Origin of the sequence: Mucilaginibacter rubeus, from assembly GCF_003286415.2 — a bacterium.
Taxonomy (GTDB): Bacteria; Bacteroidota; Bacteroidia; order Sphingobacteriales; family Sphingobacteriaceae; genus Mucilaginibacter; species Mucilaginibacter rubeus_A.
Genome location: NZ_CP043450.1, coordinates 302,066 through 320,752, shown reverse-complemented (window position 1 = coordinate 320,752; position 18,687 = coordinate 302,066). Strand labels below are relative to the sequence as shown.

Genomic DNA, 18,687 nt, shown 5'->3' with positions numbered 1-18,687 from the left:
AACAACTCTCCGCCTTTCAGTTTCCTTGCTGGTTACCTTGTCTCGTGGTTGTTGGTGACAACACCAACAACGGCATCGGCGGCTTTGCTTCCGTGCGATTGCTTCGTCGTTCCTCCTCGCAATGACATAGTTTATATTTCTATTTCTTCAAACCATCCAAAGCCACATTCAGCTTCAATACATTCACTTTAGCAGGGCCAAACATACCTAACCACGGGCCTTCGGTATGTTCATCAACCAGTTTGTTTACAGCATCAGCAGAAAGACCGCGAACTTTAGCTACGCGCGCTACCTGAACTTTTGCACCGACCGGTGAAAGATCAGGGTCCAGGCCACTACCGGATGCGGTAACCAGTTCGGCAGGGATCTGTGAGCGGGTTACGCCAGGGTTGTGTTTCATAAAATCGTCGATACGGCCTTCAACCTGTTTCAAATAATCAGGATTTGACGGGCCTTTGTTTGAACCTCCTGAACCGGCAGCATTATAATCAACCGCAGAGGGGCGGCCCCAGAAATATTCATCTTTAGTGAATTTTTGACCGATGTTGGCATAACCAACTACGCGGCCTTTGTAAGTAATGGTTTCACCATCACCTTTGCCCGGAGTAAATTTACCTATACCGGCTATAGCTAAAGGAAATATGCCCGCTGTTAATACAATGAGTATTAAAGTTAGCTTGATGGATGGCAACAAATATGTTTTCATTTTATTTAATTTTTTAGAGATGAGTTTGGAAACGTGGGGTTTGTGACGGATGGTAGTTAAAGCTTATCTGTCGCCCTAAATCCATACCCCACGTCCCCGGCTCATTTTTTTATATGAATAATGAAACAGCTAAATCAATTAATTTAATGCCTATAAAAGGTATAATTATACCGCCTAAGCCATAAATAAGCAGGTTACGGCGTAACAGGGCGCTTGCACCAATCGGCTTGTATTCCACACCACGCAATGCCAGCGGTATCAACAATGGAATAATAATAGCATTAAATATTACCGCCGAAAGTATAGCCGATTGCGGACTGTGCAGATCCATAATGTTCAGCGCCTTTAAAGCCGGCATAGACACCATAAACAAGGCCGGTACAATGGCGAAGTATTTGGCCACATCGTTAGCGATACTGAAAGTGGTGAGCGTACCACGGGTCATTAATAACTGTTTACCTATCTCCACGATCTCAATCAGCTTGGTGGGGTCGTTATCAAGGTCAACCATGTTACCGGCTTCTTTGGCGGCTTGTGTACCGCTGTTCATGGCTACGCCAACATCGGCCTGGGCCAGCGCGGGGGCATCGTTTGTACCGTCGCCCATCATGGCTACCAGTTTACCGCCCTGCTGTTCTTTTTTAATGTAGTTCATTTTATCCTCCGGCTTAGCCTCGGCAATAAAATCATCTACACCGGCCTTTTCGGCAATAAACTTGGCGGTAAGCGGGTTATCACCGGTCACCATCACCGTTTTAACACCCATTTTACGGAGGCGCTCAAAACGTTCGGCAATGCCGGTTTTGATGATATCCTGCAATTCGATAACGCCCATGATCTTCTCGTTTTTTGCAACCACCAATGGGGTACCACCGTTTGATGAGATTTTTTTCACCTGCTCTTCCACATCGGCAGGAAATGGGTTACCGGCTTTCAGGGCCATGTTACGGATAGAGTCGAAAGCACCTTTACGGATTCGCAAACCATCCGGGGTATCCAAACCGCTTGAACGGGTTTCGGCCGTAAACTTGATGAATACCGAATCGGCAGGGGCATGAATTTTCAATTTATGAGCGCCCACTTCAGCAAGTTCCACTATCGATTTACCTTCGGGGGTTTCATCAGCTAAAGAACTCAATACACAGGCCATTACAAACTCCTGTTCATCTACACCGCTTGCAGGCCAAAAGTTGGTGGCTTTACGGTTACCAATGGTAATGGTACCGGTTTTATCCAGTAGCAAAGTATCTAAGTCGCCCGCGGTTTCAACAGCTTTACCGCTTTTGGTGATCACGTTGGCACGCAAAGCCCTGTCCATCCCGGCAATACCGATGGCCGATAAAAGGCCACCGATAGTGGTAGGGATCAAACAAACAAACAACGATATAAAGGCGGCTATAGTGATGGGCGTATTAGAGTAATCGCCGAAAGGCTTCAGGGTAACGCATACAATCACGAAGATTAATGTAAAACCTGCCAGCAAAATGGTCAGGGCAATCTCGTTAGGGGTTTTCTGGCGCGATGCACCTTCTACCAGCGCGATCATTTTATCCAGGAAGCTTTCACCAGGCTGGGTAGTTACCATCACTTTTATCCTGTCGGATAGTACCTTGGTACCACCTGTAACCGATGATTTATCACCACCTGCCTCGCGGATCACCGGGGCAGATTCACCGGTAATGGCCGATTCATCGATGGTAGCGATACCCTCAATGATCTCGCCGTCGGTAGGGATGTTGTCACCTGTTTCGCAAATAAACACGTCGCCTTTTTTAAGTTGTGACGACATCACCTTTTCTTCTTTACCGTTAACCAGTAAACGGGCGGGTGTTTCTTCGCGGGTTTTACGCAAGCTTTCGGCTTGCGCCTTACCACGTGCTTCGGCAATGGCCTCGGCAAAGTTGGCAAACAATACGGTTAGTAATAATATGATAAACACGGTAAAGTTGTAACCAAAGCTACCCTGGCCTTTATTGGTAAGCGAAAACAGGCTTACAATAAGCATTACAACCGTACCAATCTCTACGGTGAACATCACCGGGTTACGGAACAGGACGCGTGGGTTTAATTTAATGAAGGACTGTTTTAAAGCATCCCTCATCTGATCGCCCTGGAACAATGTATTTTGAGTTGAGTTCATGATTTTCTATTTTTTGTTCCCCTCTTGAGAGGGGGCGTGTTGGGATTGTGCGGTTTGCAGGGGTGTGTTTTTCGTACGCTAAGTAACACACCCCTCCCCCCTCTCAAGAGGGGAATCGCGCTATCCTTTGCTTTTTCTTTTTTAATACAGCCTCATTATTTTAATGAAAAATGTTCAGCAATAGGACCCAAAGCCAGTGATGGGAAGAATGACAGCGCCGCAATGATCACAATCACCGCGAAGATCATCAACCCAAAGGTTGAGGTATCGCTCTTTAGGGTACCGGCTGATTCCGGGATATATTTTTTGTTGGCCAATAAACCGGCTATTGCCAGCGGACCAATTATTGGCAGGAACCTGCCCAATATCATCACGATACCAGTGGTGTAGTTCCAGAAAATATTACCATCGCCCAGCCCCTCAAAGCCCGAACCGTTGTTGGCTGCTGATGAAGTGTATTCGTACAGCATTTCGGAGAAACCATGTGTGCCCGGATTATTTAACCATGCGGAAGGTTTAACAGCCCAATCGGCACCGGCTACGTTAACCGCAACGTATGATGATATGGCCAAACCTACCAGGATAATGAAGGGGTGAAGCAAAGCTATCAATGAAGCTATTTTCATTTCCCGTGCCTCAATCTTTCGGCCTAAAAACTCTGGCGTACGACCAACCATCAGCCCGGAAATAAATACCGCTACAATAATGAAGATGTAGAAGTTAAGGAAACCTACACCGCAACCACCGTAAAAACAGTTGATCATCATGCCAAGCATCATCATGGTGCCTGAAACCGGCATAGCGCTGTCGTGCATAGAGTTTACAGAACCGGTAGAAATAATGGTGGTCATGATGCTCCAGTAAGCTGAATTGGCTGGGCCAAACCTTACTTCCTTACCTTCCATAGCACCAGTTGGCTGGCTGATGCCCATTTTAGCTATAGCCGGATTGCCATGCAGCTCGGCATTCATGGTTGGGATCAACAACATCAGCATTCCCAGCGTCATCACGCCGAAGATTACATAGGAGAATTTCTTTTTATTGAGGTAGAAACCCAACGCGAATACCAAAGCGATTGGAATAATACATTGTGCTACCAGCTCTACTGTATTAGTTAAATAATTAGGATTTTCGATTGGGTGGGCAGAGTTCGCGCCAAACCAGCCACCACCGTTAGTACCCAGGTGTTTAATAGCAACCAATGGAGCAACCGGTCCGCGGGAAACATGAACGGTATCGCCCTGCATGCTGATGAAAGTATCTTTACCTGCATAGCTGGTAGTCATACCATTGAAAGCAAAGATCACGGCTATTACAAACGAAATAGGTAGTAATACACGGGTGATTGATTTTACAAAGTACTCCCAAAAATTACCCAGTTTATCGGTAACCTTATCTTTCATGGCCCTGAATACTACCACTAATGCGGCAATGCCTGTAGCAGCCGATACAAAGTGCAGGAACATGAATACAAAATGCTGTGTAAAGTAAGTAGCACCGCTTTCGCCTGAGTAATGCTGCAGGTTACAGTTAACCAAAAAGCTGATAGCGGTATTAAAAGCCGTATCTGCCGACTGACCTGGATTTGCGTCGGGGTTAAGCGGCAAATGGCCTTGTGCCATAAGGCAAACAAAAGCATATATTAACCAAACGCTGTTGATGGTAAGCAGGGCCAGCAGGTGCTGTTTCCAGTTCATTTCGCGTTTGGTGTCTATACCGCTGAAGCGGAAGATAAAACGATCAAGCGGGGCAAGAAAATCAAGCCAGGTTTTTTCGCCTTTAAATACCTTAGCTATGTAGCGGCCAAGGGGAATGGCAATAGCTAAGGTGAGCAGGTAGGTGAAAATTACACCCGTTAGTTCAGTGTTCATAGTTTAATTTTAAAATTTTTCGGGTTTGAGAAGTACGTATACCATGTAAATGAACACGGCTATTGCTACGATGAATAATGCGGCCATGACTTTAGATTTTTTCGAAATATGTTACAGATTTGAAGAAGATCCAGAATACCACTACAAATGTGGCCAGGTAAGCGATTGTGAGTAAAGCATCCATTTTTATGTGTTTTGCAAAGGGCTTTGCCAAGGGGATGCCAAGAAATTTAAAATCTGTATAAATAATTGACTATTAATTATTTACATAGATTAAGAAATAGTATTTTATTTATTTATGGTGATTTAAACTATCATTTTGATAGTTGATTATCAAAGTGGGATTTCGCTTTATGTCATTGCGAGGAGGAACGACGAAGCAATCTCGTAGCTCTACAGGGCTGCTATGCTTCCGTGCGATTTCATACTGGTCGAAGTTTAGCGGCAGCGTAACTTCGTCCTACAATAGGTTAAGCTTTCAGCTTAACTATTCGCAAAGCAAAAAAATGCGATAACGTTACCCGGAAGCAGGATGCTTCCACTGTTTTAGGACGAAGTTACGCTGCCGCTAAACTTCGACCAGTAACGGGCAATGACATGATGGAGAAAGCCTGCGTATTCCGGCGGCCAGAGGCCGCTTGATAGCCGACACTCGGCTGGAGCCCACAGGTGTTGGGAAGAGAAATAGAAATTGTATTTTTAGTGGCATATGCGTGTGCCCGACTTGTTAAAGTTAATTCCAGAGGAGCGTCTTGCGTTTTTGGCTGACTATCATAAAACAGACCATAAGGTAAAGAAACTACCGGTCTCAGTCCTTTTTAAGCTATTACTTTACAGTCAGTTCGAAGTAAAGCACAATAGCCTCAGGGTAATGGAGAATATCTTTAATTCGTATGCTTTCAGTCATTTATCTGACAAATCCGAAGCGCAAAAGATACATTACAGTTCAATCAGCGAACGCCTAAGCCGTGCGGACGCGGTTTTTTTTGAAGCTTTATACCAGGATTGTATTGAACGTTTTTCAGCCCAATTACCTTCGAAAGATAATAAACAGCATCAGTTGTTGCGTTTTGATTCAACGCTGATATCACTTTCATCCAAGCTGATCAGGATCGGATTTCGTTCCGGAGGAAGCCAGGAACATGTAAAACAGCTTAAATTTACTATAGGCTATTCAGAAATACCTGAGTATGTGGCTTTTCATCATCAGGCTACATTTAACAGTGAGAACGTAGCTTTGAAACAAGCCATTGTTGGCTGTCCTGCATCTAATAAAAGTATCGTTATAGTCGATGCCGGCCTACAATCAAGAGACGCCTATGATGAGCTCTTTGACCAGGGAATCAATTTTATTACACGAATCAATCCGAACCCACGTAGTGTAGTTGTTGAAGAGAATAACTTATTTGAAGCTACTCCTGATGACTATAAGCTTAGGCTGGTAACAGACCGTAAGCTTTACCTATATAACAGGAAGGGAAAAAAGACAAAGAACGTTTATCGATATATCGAAGCAGTCAAACCCAATGGAGAAGTACTCGCTTTTTTGACCAATATCTTTGATTTTCAAGCTTATGAAATAACCGCACTGTATAAGAAAAGATGGGATATAGAAGTGTTCTTCAAATTCATCAAACAAGAACTTAACTTCTCACATCTACTATCCAGAAGCATAAACGGCATCAAAGCCGTACTGTATGTCAGGATGATCCTATCGCTGTTAATAATAACTTACCAAAAGTTAAATCGAATTAAAAGTAGTAAGTCTGCTAAACAACAGTTTGCCTTGGAAATGGAAGCCGAACTCATGAAATTTATTGTAAGACTTTATGGTGGAGATCCCGATAAACCTCCCACAAATGGACACATCCCTTTTTGGTAACTCTTCCCAACACCTGTGGGCTCCTGCCGAGCGTCAGCGTATGATGGGGTGGGCTGAGAGAAAATTAAAAATCCGAAATCGAAAATCCGAATTCCAAAATCACTCCAAATTATATTCCTTCAACTTCCTGTACAGTGTAGCTACACCAATATTAAGCAGGTGCGCAGCTTCGGCGCGGTTACCGTGGGTATGGTTTAACACCCGCTGAATATGCAGTTTCTCTACAGAAGAAAGATCAAATGCCGAAATTGGAGCACCGCTTTTTACCTGTTGCTGCTGAACTTCGTAAGGCAGCAGGCTTTCGTCAAGTACATTGCTATCGGTCAGGATCACCGCACGCTCTACAATGTTTTTTAGCTCACGGATGTTGCCGGGCCATGGATAGGCTTCCAATTTTTCAACAAACTCGTCGCTTAGTGTGTTTACCTGCTTTTTTACTTTAAGGGCGAAGTGCTGCATAAAGAACTCGGCCAGTAGTTTGATATCTTTTTTACGCTCGCGCAGGGCCGGCAACGTGATCTGGAAAACTGAAAGACGGTAATATAAATCCGACCGGAAATGGCCATCATTGATCTCGTTCAGCAAATTGCGGTTGGTGGCCGCAAGGATGCGCACATTAACCTGGGTGGGTTTAGTATCCCCTATTTTAATAAACTGCTGTGATTCAAGCACGCGAAGTAGCTTGGCCTGCAGATCGTGATCAAGTTCACCTATTTCATCTAAAAATATAGTACCGCTGTTGGCCTCTTCAAAAAGTCCCTTTTTATCTTTTACAGCTCCGGTAAATGAGCCTGCTTTATGACCAAACAATTCACTTTCCAGCAACTCTTTGGTAAAAGCGCTGCAATTTACCGCTACAAATGATTTGGCGCTACGGTTACTGGCCTGGTGAATAGCCTCGGCAAAGATCTCTTTACCGGTACCTGTTTCGCCTAATAATAAAACTGTGGTATCGGTAAGGGCCACCTTTTGGGCCAGCTTAATGACATCGGTAATGGCGTTAGATTTTCCTATCAACCTGTCGAAACCAAACCGGTCATTCAGTTTACTTTGCAAGTCCATTACTTGCTGTTGCAGCAGGGCTTTATCCATGGCCTTGCTCACCAGCGGAATGATCTTTTCATTATCATCGCCCTTGGTGATATAATCAAATGCCCCGGCCTTAATGGCTTTTACGCCATCATTAATGGTACCATAGGCGGTAAGGACAATAATTTCCGTTGTAGGGTAATTTTTCTTGATGGTTTCGGACAGGGTGATGCCATCAATATCGGGCAGCTTAACATCGCTCAAAACCACCTGGATGCTTTCATGCTGCAGCTTTTTCAAGCCTTCCTTGGCAGTGCCGGCAGTAATAACCTCATGGCCTTCCAACTGTAAAATGCGCGCCAGCAGGTTGCGCAGGCGTTCTTCGTCGTCGATAATTAATAGCTTACCTTTTTGCATCGTGGCAAATATGGTAAATTATTTTGAACCTTGATTTTCGGGATTTTAGGATTTCCTGATGATTAGTAATGTGTAACCTATCATCTCAAACAATTTCAGCCAACAGCATCAGGGAATCCTTTAATCAGGCTAATCATGGTTCCTCACCACCTCGCCCTTCTTGTTGCCCGCATTAGTTGCCTGTGGCGTTTGGCATCATAGTAATCGCTGGTTACCAATATGGCATGGATTACGCCCGGAATCCAGAAAAACAGGGTTAAAAATATATTGAGTATAAAGGCACCAATCCTGCCTGTAGTAAGGATGGCAGCAGGTGGGAATAAAAAACACAGAAAATATCTCATGGCTACAAATAATCTTATTGTTATTTATCTGTTAGACCATCAATAGCAAGTTTTGTTACTGTTTAATTTCTTCGCCCAGGTTAGGCGGCAGCTGATCACCGTAAAACAGTGCTTTTAATTCGGTGGCATCGTTAGGATTCATTTTACCGCCCAGTATCAGCCTCAACTGGCGGCGGCGAAGCGCACCTTCAAATAATGCCTGTTCTTTTTCAGTTTCAGGCAATAACTCCGCTACGGCTGTTTTCTGACCGTCTTTATCCAGGGCTACAAAGGTGTAATAAGCCTCATTGCTTTTTACTTTGGTGCCGGATGGTATATTTTGGGCCCACACGTCCATCCTTACTTCTACCGAGGTAGTGAACGCCCGGGTAACCTTAGCCTCAATGCTTACCACATCGCCCAGCTTAATAGGGGCTTTAAATGATACGTTATCTACCGAAGCGGTTACCACAATACGATTGCAATGTTTCTGCGCGCAAATAGCGGCAGCAATATCCATCCAATGCAACAGGCGACCGCCCATCAGGTTATTCAATGTATTGGTATCGTTGGGTAATACCAACTCGTTCATGATGGTGTATGAGTCCTGCGGCGATTTTGTGGTCATGTCAGTCAGATTTGGGGCAAAGATAGGAACCTGGCTGTAAAAAGTGTCATTTCGATGCGAGGAACGAGCGAGAAATCTTATACGACAAGCTTTTACGAATGCTATATTGCTTTACAAGGCGTATTAGATTTCTCTTTCGCCCCATCGCACATGCCAACCCTCTGCTCTATCGAAATGACAAAAATTATTAATTGGGTTTAGGTCGGGCTCTACCTCTTTGTCACCAACTCTCTGAAACCTACCAGTTCATCCCACCTTGCACCGGGCGGACGATAGTAGGTCAACATCTGGTACTCGTTCTCGGTTTCAAAATGGCTGCCCTCAAAAGGTACATCGTCTGCTTTGCCGGTTTTGGCATCTAACCAAACGTATTCATAATCATATACGCCTTGTTTTAACAGCATGTTTACGGTATACCTGCCGTTATCAAGTGGGTGCAGTTTGTTGCTTTCTTCCAGGCGATAGTTATTAAACTGTCCTACTACATAAGGAGCGCCGTCTTTGGCATCCTTGTTGGTTGATAACGTGAAGTATACATGCGCGTAATCAGCGTCGGTGGCCGGGGTTGTGCCATCGTTGTTCAGTATGTAAAATTTACCGTCGTTATCGTACTGAAAAACATAATTAGGCTGATCGCGAACCGGATCGCCAAGCAGTACCACTACGTTTGTTGAGTCTTTATAAATCTTGGCTACCCTTTGCGAGTTGAGCTTTAATGTGCGTGTATCAAACAGCCTAAACTCGTTTCGGCCTGGGAAATCGTTAATAGCTACATCGTTATAAATCAACTGCGTGCCGCGGATATACGTAGGCTGCCCGTTAAGTACTGCCGTTTCGGTACGGGCATTTTGCATGATGAACGTGCGCAGGGCATAAGCGGGGTTTTGTACCACAAGGCCCGAATAGTCCACTGTAAAATTGACCTTTTGATTGGTTTGCCGGGTTACATTATTAGCCGAAGGTACCAGATCGGCAGCTATTGAAACCCGTTTGCCCAGTACATACAACCTACGGGTAAGCACCATTTTGTTTTGATCGCCATCTTCATAAACTTTCAGCACATAATTACCCGATATTTTAGGGGCGATATTATTGTTGGGAAGCGAGATTTCGTAGTGCGTATACTTCTGCATGGTACCGGTTGAATAGTTGTAATTGTACAACCTATCGTCGGTAAAGCTTTGCAGATATTCGGCAGATGAAAGATTTGATGAGTTCCAGTTGGCATCACAATGCTCAATGGTATAATAGTAATTACGGCTACCGCCGCGCAAGTCATCAAAGGTCAGCAGCACTTTTTCGTCCGATCCTAAATTGATCACCGGGAAAGAACCCTGCTTAGCTGTATTATAAAACTCAACGCTTTTTATGGCTGATGAGTAAACGTTGTTGTTATAAGAGGATTGCGCGAAGGTTTTTAGTGACAGGATGATGAACAGAACGATGTAAAGCTTTTTCATATAAACCTGTTAATTTCATTTAAACACTATGAAACAAACGTCATTGCGAGGAACGAAGCAATCGCGAACTATACAGAGAAACTTGTACAGTTACTCTGCTAATTGGGGATTGCTTCGTGCCTCGCAATGACGGGGAAGTTACAAGATCGCTCGCAATTACATGCTTTTGCGCCTACGATTCCAACTCCAAAATCTGCTCGGCCAGTGCTTCCCACTTTTCCTGAATTTGTTTCAGTTCGGCTTGTTTAGCAGCGTAGGCGGCGTTGGTTTGTTTTAGTTTGGCGTTATCGCTATATATTTTCTCGTCGGCCAGCTGGGTTTCAAACTGCTTTACCTCTTTTTCGAGGTTAGCAATCTGTTCTTCCATTTTGGCCAGGTCCTGGTTCAGTTTTTTAAGCTGCTGGTGCTTGTTTTCGCCTTGTGGCTGTTTAACAGGCTCAGGCTTTTTCTCTTCCTTTTTAGGCTGAGGCGCGGGGGCGGCAGCTTTGGGTTCCAGTTTGCGTTTGGCGTTCCATTCGTCAAACTCGGCATAGGTACCTGGATAGATCTTGATCTTCTGATCTTCAATAAACCAAATCTTGTTCGCTACGTTATCCAGGAAATACCTGTCGTGCGATACCACAATGAAAGTACCTTCATATTGGTCAAGCGCCTGGATCAGGATATTTACCGATTGCATATCCAGGTGGTTGGTAGGCTCATCCAGTACCAGAAAATTGGCATCGGCAGTAAGCGCTTTAGCTAAAGCCACACGCGATTTTTCACCACCCGATAGTACTTTGATCTTCTTGAACACATCATCGCCGGTAAACAGGAACGAACCTAAAATGGTGCGTAACTCGGTATCGGTATGTTTTGGGGCGAATGCCTGTAGCTCCTGAAGTATCTGGTTTTCGAGGTGTAATGACTCTAACTGGTGCTGGGCAAAAAACGTTGTGGTTACGTTATGGCCTGTAGTCATGGTACCTGTATAATCCTTATCGGCCGAAGCGATGATACGCAACAGGGTTGATTTACCTTTACCGTTGGCACCTATCAGCGCAATTTTATCGCCTTTTTCAATTACAGCCTCGCCGCCATTTAAAATATCAATTGCAGGATATTTTTTGACTATATCCTCTAAGGTTACCACATGCCTGCCCGATTGCTTGGAGAAACGGAAAGCGAAGTTAACCGATGGGTTATCATCGTCAACATCATCAATACGTTCCATTTTATCCAGCATTTTAATGCGGGACTGCGCCATTTTAGCTTTAGAAGCCTTGGCGCGGAAACGCTCGATCAAACGCTCTTCCTGTTTAATTTTTGATTGCTGATTTTTAAACTCACCACGCTGAATTTCTTCGCGCAATGCTTTTTCTTCAAGATAGAAAGTATAGTTGCCCGCGTAAACGGTCAGTTTACCTTTACGCGATTCAACGGTGCGGTTGATCACCTTATCCAGGAACCATCTATCGTGCGATACGATGATGATAGCACCTGTAAAAGCTTTCAGATAATCTTCCAACCATTGAATAGATGGTAAATCGAGGTGGTTGGTAGGCTCATCCAGCAGCAGGATATCGGGTGCCTGTAACAGGATCTTGGCCAGCATTACACGCATACGCCAACCGCCCGAAAAAGTGCTCAGCTTACGTTTGCAATCCTCATCGCTGAAACCTAAACCCGCCAAAATTTCGTGGGCTTTGTATTCGATATTGTAGCCGTCAAGCAATTCAAACTCGTGCTGCTTGTCGCTTAGTTTATTTAACAGTTCTTCGCTATAGTCCGTTTCCAGCTTTTTAAGCAAGTTCTCTATCTCATCGTGCAGTTGGTTCTGGCGCTCAAAAGCTTCCATAGCCACGTGCACAATATTTTTATCAGATGAATAAGAAAGCAGATCCTGGTTAAGGTAACCCATGGTAAGGTCCTTAGCCATTGAAACAGTTCCGGAGGTAGGCTTGTAATCGCCTACAATAATTTTTAAAAGGGTGGTTTTACCAGTACCGTTGGCACCAATTAAACCAATTTTTTCACCGGGTTTAATATGCCAGTTGGCTTCATCATATAAGGCCCGCGCACCAATCTCGAACGTAAGGTTATTTATAGCAATCATTTACGCGCAAAGATACGGTTTTTGTTGTAAGGTTAAAGGCGAAAGGTCTTTTGGGGAAGGTGAAAGGATAAAGGTAAAAGGCGAAAGGTTAAAAAATGCAGGTTAGCCACTTGCAAAGCTGTAGCTACCTTTTGCCTTTTACCTTTATCCTTTTACCTTAAAACAATCTTTACCCTTTTACCTTTAAAAGGCTCCCGTAGCCTTAAGCCATGTTTGGGCCATGAGGGCTTCGCCGGCTACGCTGGGGTGTACGCCATCAAGGTTCCAGTAGGTGGCCGGAGCGGTTTGTTCGGCTTTGTCAAACGCTGATTGATAAGGCACAAATACCGCGTCAAACTCGGCAGCTATATCTTTGGCCGCTTTGCGGAACAAATCAAACGTTGGGTACCATTTATCATCAACAGCCTTTACATTTTTTTCGGCAAAGGGTTCGCAGATCACCAGTTTAATATCCGGTAGGGCCTGTTTGGTACGGGTAAGCAGTTTTTTATAATCGGCGATATAAGTATCAATTGTGCCGGTGTAGCCGCCGGTAAGCGTATGCCAAAAATCGTTAACGCCAATATGGATGCTCAGTACATTTGGCTTCAGGGCTAAACAATCGGTATCCCAGCGCTCGGCTAATTGATACACTTTATTACCGCTGATACCTTTATTGTAGATCTTTAAACCTTTATCAGCGTGTTTTAGCAACAATTGCGAAGCGGTAAGCAACGCATAGCCGGAGCCTAAAGCACTGGTAGTATTGGGTTCGGTTTTGTTATGATCGCGCCCCCAGTCGGTGATGGAATCGCCCTGAAAAAGCACTACATCGCCCTGGTTAAAGGTTAATTTTTTTGCCGGTTTTTCTGCAGCCAATGCCGATGACACGATAGATGGAATGCCCATGGAGGCGATAGTACCTAAAGCAGCTGTCTTTAAAAAATGGCGACGATAGTTTTGTTCGGTATTTTTCATTTGTGGATTATAAAAGGTATTTGCCGAATTTACTGATTTGCCGCAACTATGGAAACTTTGCTCGGTTTAGTATCAGTATTTGTAAAAGGAATATTACTTGCACCTATAATCTGCCGCGGGTTTTTAACCCGTGGTGACACATCATTGAAGCTTCCACCTTCAAGGCAAAGCTGAAAACTTCGGCTATACTCAACCACGGGTTACGCTTCGCTAAACCCGCGGCAGTTATTCTTTTATTTATCTGCCACAAAATTTATAGGTTTTGCCGGATCATAGCTAACATAAACCCGTTTCCAGGGGGCATCATCAATTAATTTCCATTTATGTGCTGTACCTGTGGTGTCCTGTGCTATCAGGATCTCGCCGGGTTTCAGAATAAACTTTTCGCCGGGATATGTTTCAAATTCAAGCGTTCCGGTAATGGAGATCACATATTGTTCGACAGGGGCATTATGCCAATCAAAAAAAGCATGCGGTTCCGACTCCTGGAACCTGATGGCCAGCGCCTCATTCAACGGCCCCAATTCAACCATACCTTTTTCTATGTGCGAATGACCGTCTTCGCCGGTGTATAACCTGTAGGCTTTTATCATGGTGGCTAAACTAACATTTAACTGTTAATACTACCTGTTTGCTGTGTAATTATTGCAAAACGGTTGCTATATCACCACAAATTGTTCATTTTATTTAGTTTTAAAATTATCAGCCTTTTTCTGAAACTTAAGGCCCTTCTAACGGTTCAATAAAATATTATGCCTGTAGCTGTATCTACCAAACGTTTCCAACTTTTGCCGTATCTTATCAGTCTACTGATTGTTTTGGCTATCGGATTTGCGGCCTCGCTGGTAACCCGGCCCGAAATTGCGGGTTGGTACAGTATGCTCAAGAAGCCTCCATTTAATCCCCCATCATGGCTATTCGCACCGGTTTGGACGGTAATTTATATCATGATAGCAACCTCGGCTTACCTGGTTTGGAAACAACGCAGCCGCAAGCCCGCATACATCATAGCCCGCTCAGTGTACTTTATTCAGCTGATTTTAAATTTTTCATGGTCAATCATATTCTTCGGCATGCACCAGATAGCCGGGGCCATGATCGTGATCATTTTACTGTGGATCAGCATCATCGTAAATATAAATTGGTTTAACAAGCTTAGCCGGACTGCCGCATGGCTGCTTGTCCCTTATTTACTATGGGTAACTTTTGCCAGCGTGCTCAACGTGAGTATTTATTTCCTTAACCTATAGCTCATAAAAAACACTATTTTTATTGCAGATAATTACAGCGTCGATAAAGGAGCTTTATATCAAACCATGAAAAAACTCTTACTTATTTTTTGCCTTATTACAGCTGCACACAGCTTTGCATTTGCCGATAAAATTGCCATCAACAACTTTGTAATTAAAGAAAACCCCTTTGCGGTTGATGAGGTTGCCGTAGTGGCCACCGATACAGCAGGCGTGATACAGGAAAATGTAAACGGCGTTTTTACCTTTGTAATGAACGGTTTTACCGAAGAGCTGAAGTTTGACAAGGGTACAGCCTTTTATCGTCACAAGCTTGATCGTTCAAGCTTTCTTTATGCCAAGCACATGAACGATAGCGGTACACATGCTATATTATATTACATCTACAAACACGATAGCAAACTAAGTCCTTTCCATATCAGCTGGATATTACTGGTGGCTATCCCACTGCTACTGGTACTACTGGCCTATATGTTTAAGCGGTTCATTATTATCGCGGTAGTGATCTTCTGTATTTTCTTATACTTCAACTATCACAACGGTTTAAGCATCCCAACCTTTTTCGAAAGTATTATTGACGGATTGAAGAATATGTTTTAGGAAGAAGGTGAAAGCTAAAAGGCGAAAGGTTAAAGGTTTTTCTAAGGTTAAAACTAAAAGGCCTGTAAAATGAAATAAAGGCGAAAAAACGAAAATTACATCTAAACATATATGTATGACGCAAAAGGTGCAGCTACCTTTTGCCTTTCACCTTTACCCTTTTACCTAACCTTTTACCTAACAAACACCGCCCTTAAAATGGCAATCCTATACCAAAGTTAAGCTGCATAAAGTTGTAGCTTTCGCCTCCGTTGGCTGCTTCGTAAGCTTTTTTGAATGAGCCTTTGCTGAATAATTCGCCGGCATGGTTAACCAATACCCATTGGTCGCTGCCATTAAATTGAGGGTCTTTAAATTTAAAAGCTGCATCCAGCCTGAAAACAAAGAAGCTTAAATCAAACCGGAGACCGGTACCTATACCCATTGCTGTAGAACTTAAAAAGTTACTGAACTTGAACTGACCATTCGGGTTATCCGGCTCGTCGTGTAAGCGCCATACGTTACCTGCGTCAACAAAAAACGCACCTTTAAGCTTCGCTCCAAAAAAATTATCGGCAAGCTTGTAGCGGTATTCGGCATTGGCCACAAATTTAATTTCACCAAACTCATCAAGATATTTTAAACGGGCCCTTGTGGTATTGTCTGAGCCATAATAGGTTCCCCGGTTAAACTGTCCCGGCCCAAGGGTACGCGGTAACCAGGCCCTGATATCATTGGCACCACCGGTATAGAAGTTCTTCTCAAAAATAAGCTGATTACTATTGCCGTAAGGGATACCAATACCCGGGTTAATACGGAACACAAACTGCCTTTCGCCGCCTAAGCTGCGGTAAAAACGGGTATCCAGTTCAACCTTGGTATATTGGGCAAAGGTGTAACCAAAAAGTTTATGCTGTCCCAAAGTATCTTTAGGAGCGTTGGCAATATTACTGATGAGGTTAAGAAAGTTGCCGCCAAGATCTAAACTACCGCGGAAATAGGTAAAGTTTTCGTAGCTGTTAAGCTTTATAGCATTAACCTGGTAAGTGTACTGACTTCCTGCCGTAAAAACTGTACGCCCGATAAGATAAACGTACGAGTACCTGTTTTGCTTAAGCAAGGTATCACGTGCAGCCGGATCAATTATACCTCTGGAAAATTCAATGCTGATGGGCGTAATAGTATGTGATTTATATGGCGTATCAAAAAAGTCGTAAGTAATGGAGTTGATAAAACTTTCGCGCTTAACCAGATCTTTCTGAAAGAACAGTGAGTAGTTTGACGAGAATGTAGTATGTGGAACCGCGAATTTACCGAGGAAAGGAAATTTAAACGGCAGCAAAAGGCGCGGATAAGTAAGCTGTGCACCCGCCCTGAACTCCTGGTTTTGGATACTGCTGTGATCATTACCAACAGTATTGCCATTATCAAAAAGGATACTCCAGTTAACTTTTAGCTGCAAAATAGCCGCCTGTTTAAACAGGTTCCTGTCGGTAAAAGTATTGCCTACGTTGTAACCAAAACGCCCGCCACTAAACAACACCTCGCCTTCCACACGGTCGCTCATACGTTTCAGGGGCACTATATCTATCCGGGTGTTGAGTCTATTGGAGCTATCTTTCAGTTTTTCATAAACCGGGTTGGGCACATTTCTGAAAACGTTTAACTCCGATAAGCGCGTAGTGGTGCGTGTTTGCTTATCAATATCATATATCTCGCCCTTTTTCTGGAAAACATAATCGGTTACTACCCTTGGCTTAAACCTTTTTGAGTAATCAACAAACCTGAATTGTGAGTCGACCTGTATGGTATCAACCTTACCCAAGGTACGTCCCTGGCTGTTTGATATGGTGATCAATGTATTGTTGATGGTATAAACCGGGTGTTGGTTTTTCCCTGCCGGATTATCAATGATCATTTTCACATCAACAACACTGCTGTTAAAGGTTGAATCATAAGTAAAGTTGATATACTGACGGTAGAAATCATAATAGCCATTATGCTTCATCAACAGATAAAGCTGATCGCGGTCGTAAGCTAAACTATCGGTATCAAAACGCCCGCCGGGTTGTATATGCGTAATTTTATTGCGGTTGGCGTTGTATAGGTTTTTGATATTGTTATCGCCGATACTATCGGTAAACTTACGGATGCGGAACATCGGGCCTTCATCGGCGGTAAAAACCAACTCCGCCTTTTGCTTTTTGATCACTACGCTATCGGTAACCCTGCCTTTAAGATAACCACGACTACGGATAAACTTTTCCATTTGCAGGCGCGAGTACTCAATCAGGTTGCTATCCACAACCACGGGAGCTTCACCAATATTTTTTTTACCTTTTTTACTGAAAGTGTAGTAAAGCTGTAAATTGAGCCAGTTATTAGGTTGCTGCTCCTTATCTACATAATTTATAGCGGCTTCAGAAAATTCCTCGTCGATACCTTTAATGGTAATTTTACGTACCAGCGCCTGGTCTTTGCGGATGCCACGGGTAATACTGCAGCCCGAACCGATAATAACCAGCAAAATACTTAATATTGTAAGGCGGTAAACAGCAGGTTTAGTATATGCTTTCAAAATCACAGATCAGTTTATTAAAGTCCTTACAACATAAAAAATTCCGTAAAGAGCATGGCTTGTTTTTGGTTGAAGGCTACAAATCGGTTATCGAGTTTGTAAATGCCGCATACCAGGTTGATACTATATACCATACCGCCGAAACTGCTCCAAAAATGCTGAATTTATCCCGAAAAATAAATTTTCAGGAAATTTCATCGGCCGACCTCGAAAAGATCAGCAGTTTGAAAACCCCGCAAGAGGTAATTGGTTTAGTTAAAATACCAAAATGGCCCGCATTAAATTACAACTTACTGAAAAACAAGTTTTCGCTGGTACTTGATGGCGTGCAGGACCCCGGCAATATGGGTACCATTATCCGTACGGCCGACTGGTTTGGCATTGCCGATATTATTTGCTCTGAAGATACCGTTGATGTTTATAACCCCAAAGTAGTACAAGCAACCATGGGCTCCTTAGCAAGGGTAAATGTACATTACGGCGATCTTTTAACCATCCTACCCAAAATACAACTCCCATTATTTGGCGCGATGCTGGATGGTGAAAATATTTATAGTACAAATTTCGGCGAGGAGGGTTTATTAGCTATGGGAAACGAGGGCAATGGCTTACGCCCTGAAATACAGGACTTAATCAATAAAAAAGTAACTATTCCGCGCGTAGGACAGGCCGAATCATTGAATGTTGCCATTGCCACGGCCATACTTTGTTCAGAAATTAAGCGAAATTCGTTCAAATAAATTTGTTCGCTAAAAATAATTGCTATCTTTGC

16 protein-coding genes are annotated in these 18,687 nt (G+C 43.5%); 4 read left to right on the top strand and 12 right to left on the bottom strand.

Features of this window, described 5'->3' with window-relative positions:
* Positions 1-139: 139 nt before the first annotated feature.
* The 4 genes from DEO27_RS01345 to kdpF form a co-directional block, all read right to left on the bottom strand.
* Positions 140-706 (bottom strand): K(+)-transporting ATPase subunit C, encoded by a 567-nt coding sequence (locus DEO27_RS01345; protein WP_112575873.1) that lies wholly within the window; start codon positions 704-706, stop codon positions 140-142.
* A 109-nt stretch (positions 707-815) separates the two neighbouring features.
* Positions 816-2,846: a potassium-transporting ATPase subunit KdpB gene (kdpB, locus tag DEO27_RS01340; protein WP_112575872.1), complete on the bottom strand. Its 2,031-nt coding sequence runs from the start codon at positions 2,844-2,846 to the stop codon at positions 816-818.
* Positions 2,847-3,001: 155 nt separating this feature from the next.
* Positions 3,002-4,717: a potassium-transporting ATPase subunit KdpA gene (gene kdpA, locus DEO27_RS01335; protein WP_112575871.1), complete on the bottom strand. Its 1,716-nt coding sequence runs from the start codon at positions 4,715-4,717 to the stop codon at positions 3,002-3,004.
* A 9-nt stretch (positions 4,718-4,726) separates the two neighbouring features.
* Positions 4,727-4,804 carry a K(+)-transporting ATPase subunit F gene (kdpF, locus tag DEO27_RS31950; RefSeq protein WP_083879072.1) on the bottom strand — a complete coding sequence of 26 codons (78 nt, stop codon included), beginning with the start codon at positions 4,802-4,804 and terminating at the stop codon, positions 4,727-4,729.
* A 622-nt stretch (positions 4,805-5,426) separates the two neighbouring features.
* Here kdpF and DEO27_RS01325 point away from each other — a divergent pair.
* On the top strand, positions 5,427-6,599 hold the full coding sequence (locus DEO27_RS01325; protein ID WP_112576068.1) for an IS4 family transposase: 1,173 nt from the start codon (positions 5,427-5,429) through the stop codon (positions 6,597-6,599).
* 99 nt (positions 6,600-6,698) lie between these two features.
* Here the strand turns inward: DEO27_RS01325 and DEO27_RS01320 are convergent, their stop codons facing one another.
* The 7 genes from DEO27_RS01320 to DEO27_RS01290 form a co-directional block, all read right to left on the bottom strand.
* Complete coding sequence (locus DEO27_RS01320) at positions 6,699-8,045, bottom strand: sigma-54-dependent transcriptional regulator (RefSeq protein ID WP_112572310.1); 1,347 nt, start codon at positions 8,043-8,045, stop codon at positions 6,699-6,701.
* 143 nt (positions 8,046-8,188) lie between these two features.
* Positions 8,189-8,389: a YqaE/Pmp3 family membrane protein gene (locus DEO27_RS01315; protein WP_112572312.1), complete on the bottom strand. Its 201-nt coding sequence runs from the start codon at positions 8,387-8,389 to the stop codon at positions 8,189-8,191.
* Positions 8,390-8,444: 55 nt separating this feature from the next.
* Complete coding sequence (locus DEO27_RS01310; protein WP_112572314.1) at positions 8,445-8,996, bottom strand: acyl-CoA thioesterase; 552 nt, start codon at positions 8,994-8,996, stop codon at positions 8,445-8,447.
* Positions 8,997-9,205: 209 nt separating this feature from the next.
* Positions 9,206-10,456 carry a DUF5103 domain-containing protein gene (locus tag DEO27_RS01305; RefSeq protein WP_112572316.1) on the bottom strand — a complete coding sequence of 417 codons (1,251 nt, stop codon included), beginning with the start codon at positions 10,454-10,456 and terminating at the stop codon, positions 9,206-9,208.
* 172 nt (positions 10,457-10,628) lie between these two features.
* Positions 10,629-12,551, bottom strand: coding sequence for a ribosomal protection-like ABC-F family protein (abc-f, locus tag DEO27_RS01300; RefSeq protein WP_112572318.1), 1,923 nt, complete (start codon positions 12,549-12,551; stop codon positions 10,629-10,631).
* Between the two features lie 183 nt (positions 12,552-12,734).
* Positions 12,735-13,508 carry an SGNH/GDSL hydrolase family protein gene (locus DEO27_RS01295; protein ID WP_112572320.1) on the bottom strand — a complete coding sequence of 258 codons (774 nt, stop codon included), beginning with the start codon at positions 13,506-13,508 and terminating at the stop codon, positions 12,735-12,737.
* Positions 13,509-13,741: 233 nt separating this feature from the next.
* Positions 13,742-14,101: a hypothetical protein gene (locus tag DEO27_RS01290; RefSeq protein ID WP_112572322.1), complete on the bottom strand. Its 360-nt coding sequence runs from the start codon at positions 14,099-14,101 to the stop codon at positions 13,742-13,744.
* Between the two features lie 159 nt (positions 14,102-14,260).
* Between DEO27_RS01290 and DEO27_RS01285 the strand changes: the two genes are divergently transcribed.
* Positions 14,261-14,758 carry a TspO/MBR family protein gene (locus tag DEO27_RS01285; protein WP_112572324.1) on the top strand — a complete coding sequence of 166 codons (498 nt, stop codon included), beginning with the start codon at positions 14,261-14,263 and terminating at the stop codon, positions 14,756-14,758.
* A gap of 66 nt (positions 14,759-14,824) precedes the next feature.
* Positions 14,825-15,358 carry a hypothetical protein gene (locus DEO27_RS01280; protein WP_112572326.1) on the top strand — a complete coding sequence of 178 codons (534 nt, stop codon included), beginning with the start codon at positions 14,825-14,827 and terminating at the stop codon, positions 15,356-15,358.
* A 193-nt stretch (positions 15,359-15,551) separates the two neighbouring features.
* Here the strand turns inward: DEO27_RS01280 and DEO27_RS01275 are convergent, their stop codons facing one another.
* A complete protein-coding gene (locus DEO27_RS01275) occupies positions 15,552-17,915 on the bottom strand; it encodes a BamA/TamA family outer membrane protein (RefSeq protein WP_112572328.1) in 2,364 nt (787 codons plus the stop codon).
* Between DEO27_RS01275 and DEO27_RS01270 the strand changes: the two genes are divergently transcribed.
* Positions 17,906-18,655, top strand: coding sequence for a TrmH family RNA methyltransferase (locus DEO27_RS01270; RefSeq protein ID WP_112572330.1), 750 nt, complete (start codon positions 17,906-17,908; stop codon positions 18,653-18,655). The two genes, DEO27_RS01275 and DEO27_RS01270, sit on opposite strands and share 10 nt — an antisense overlap.
* Positions 18,656-18,687 lie beyond the last annotated feature (32 nt).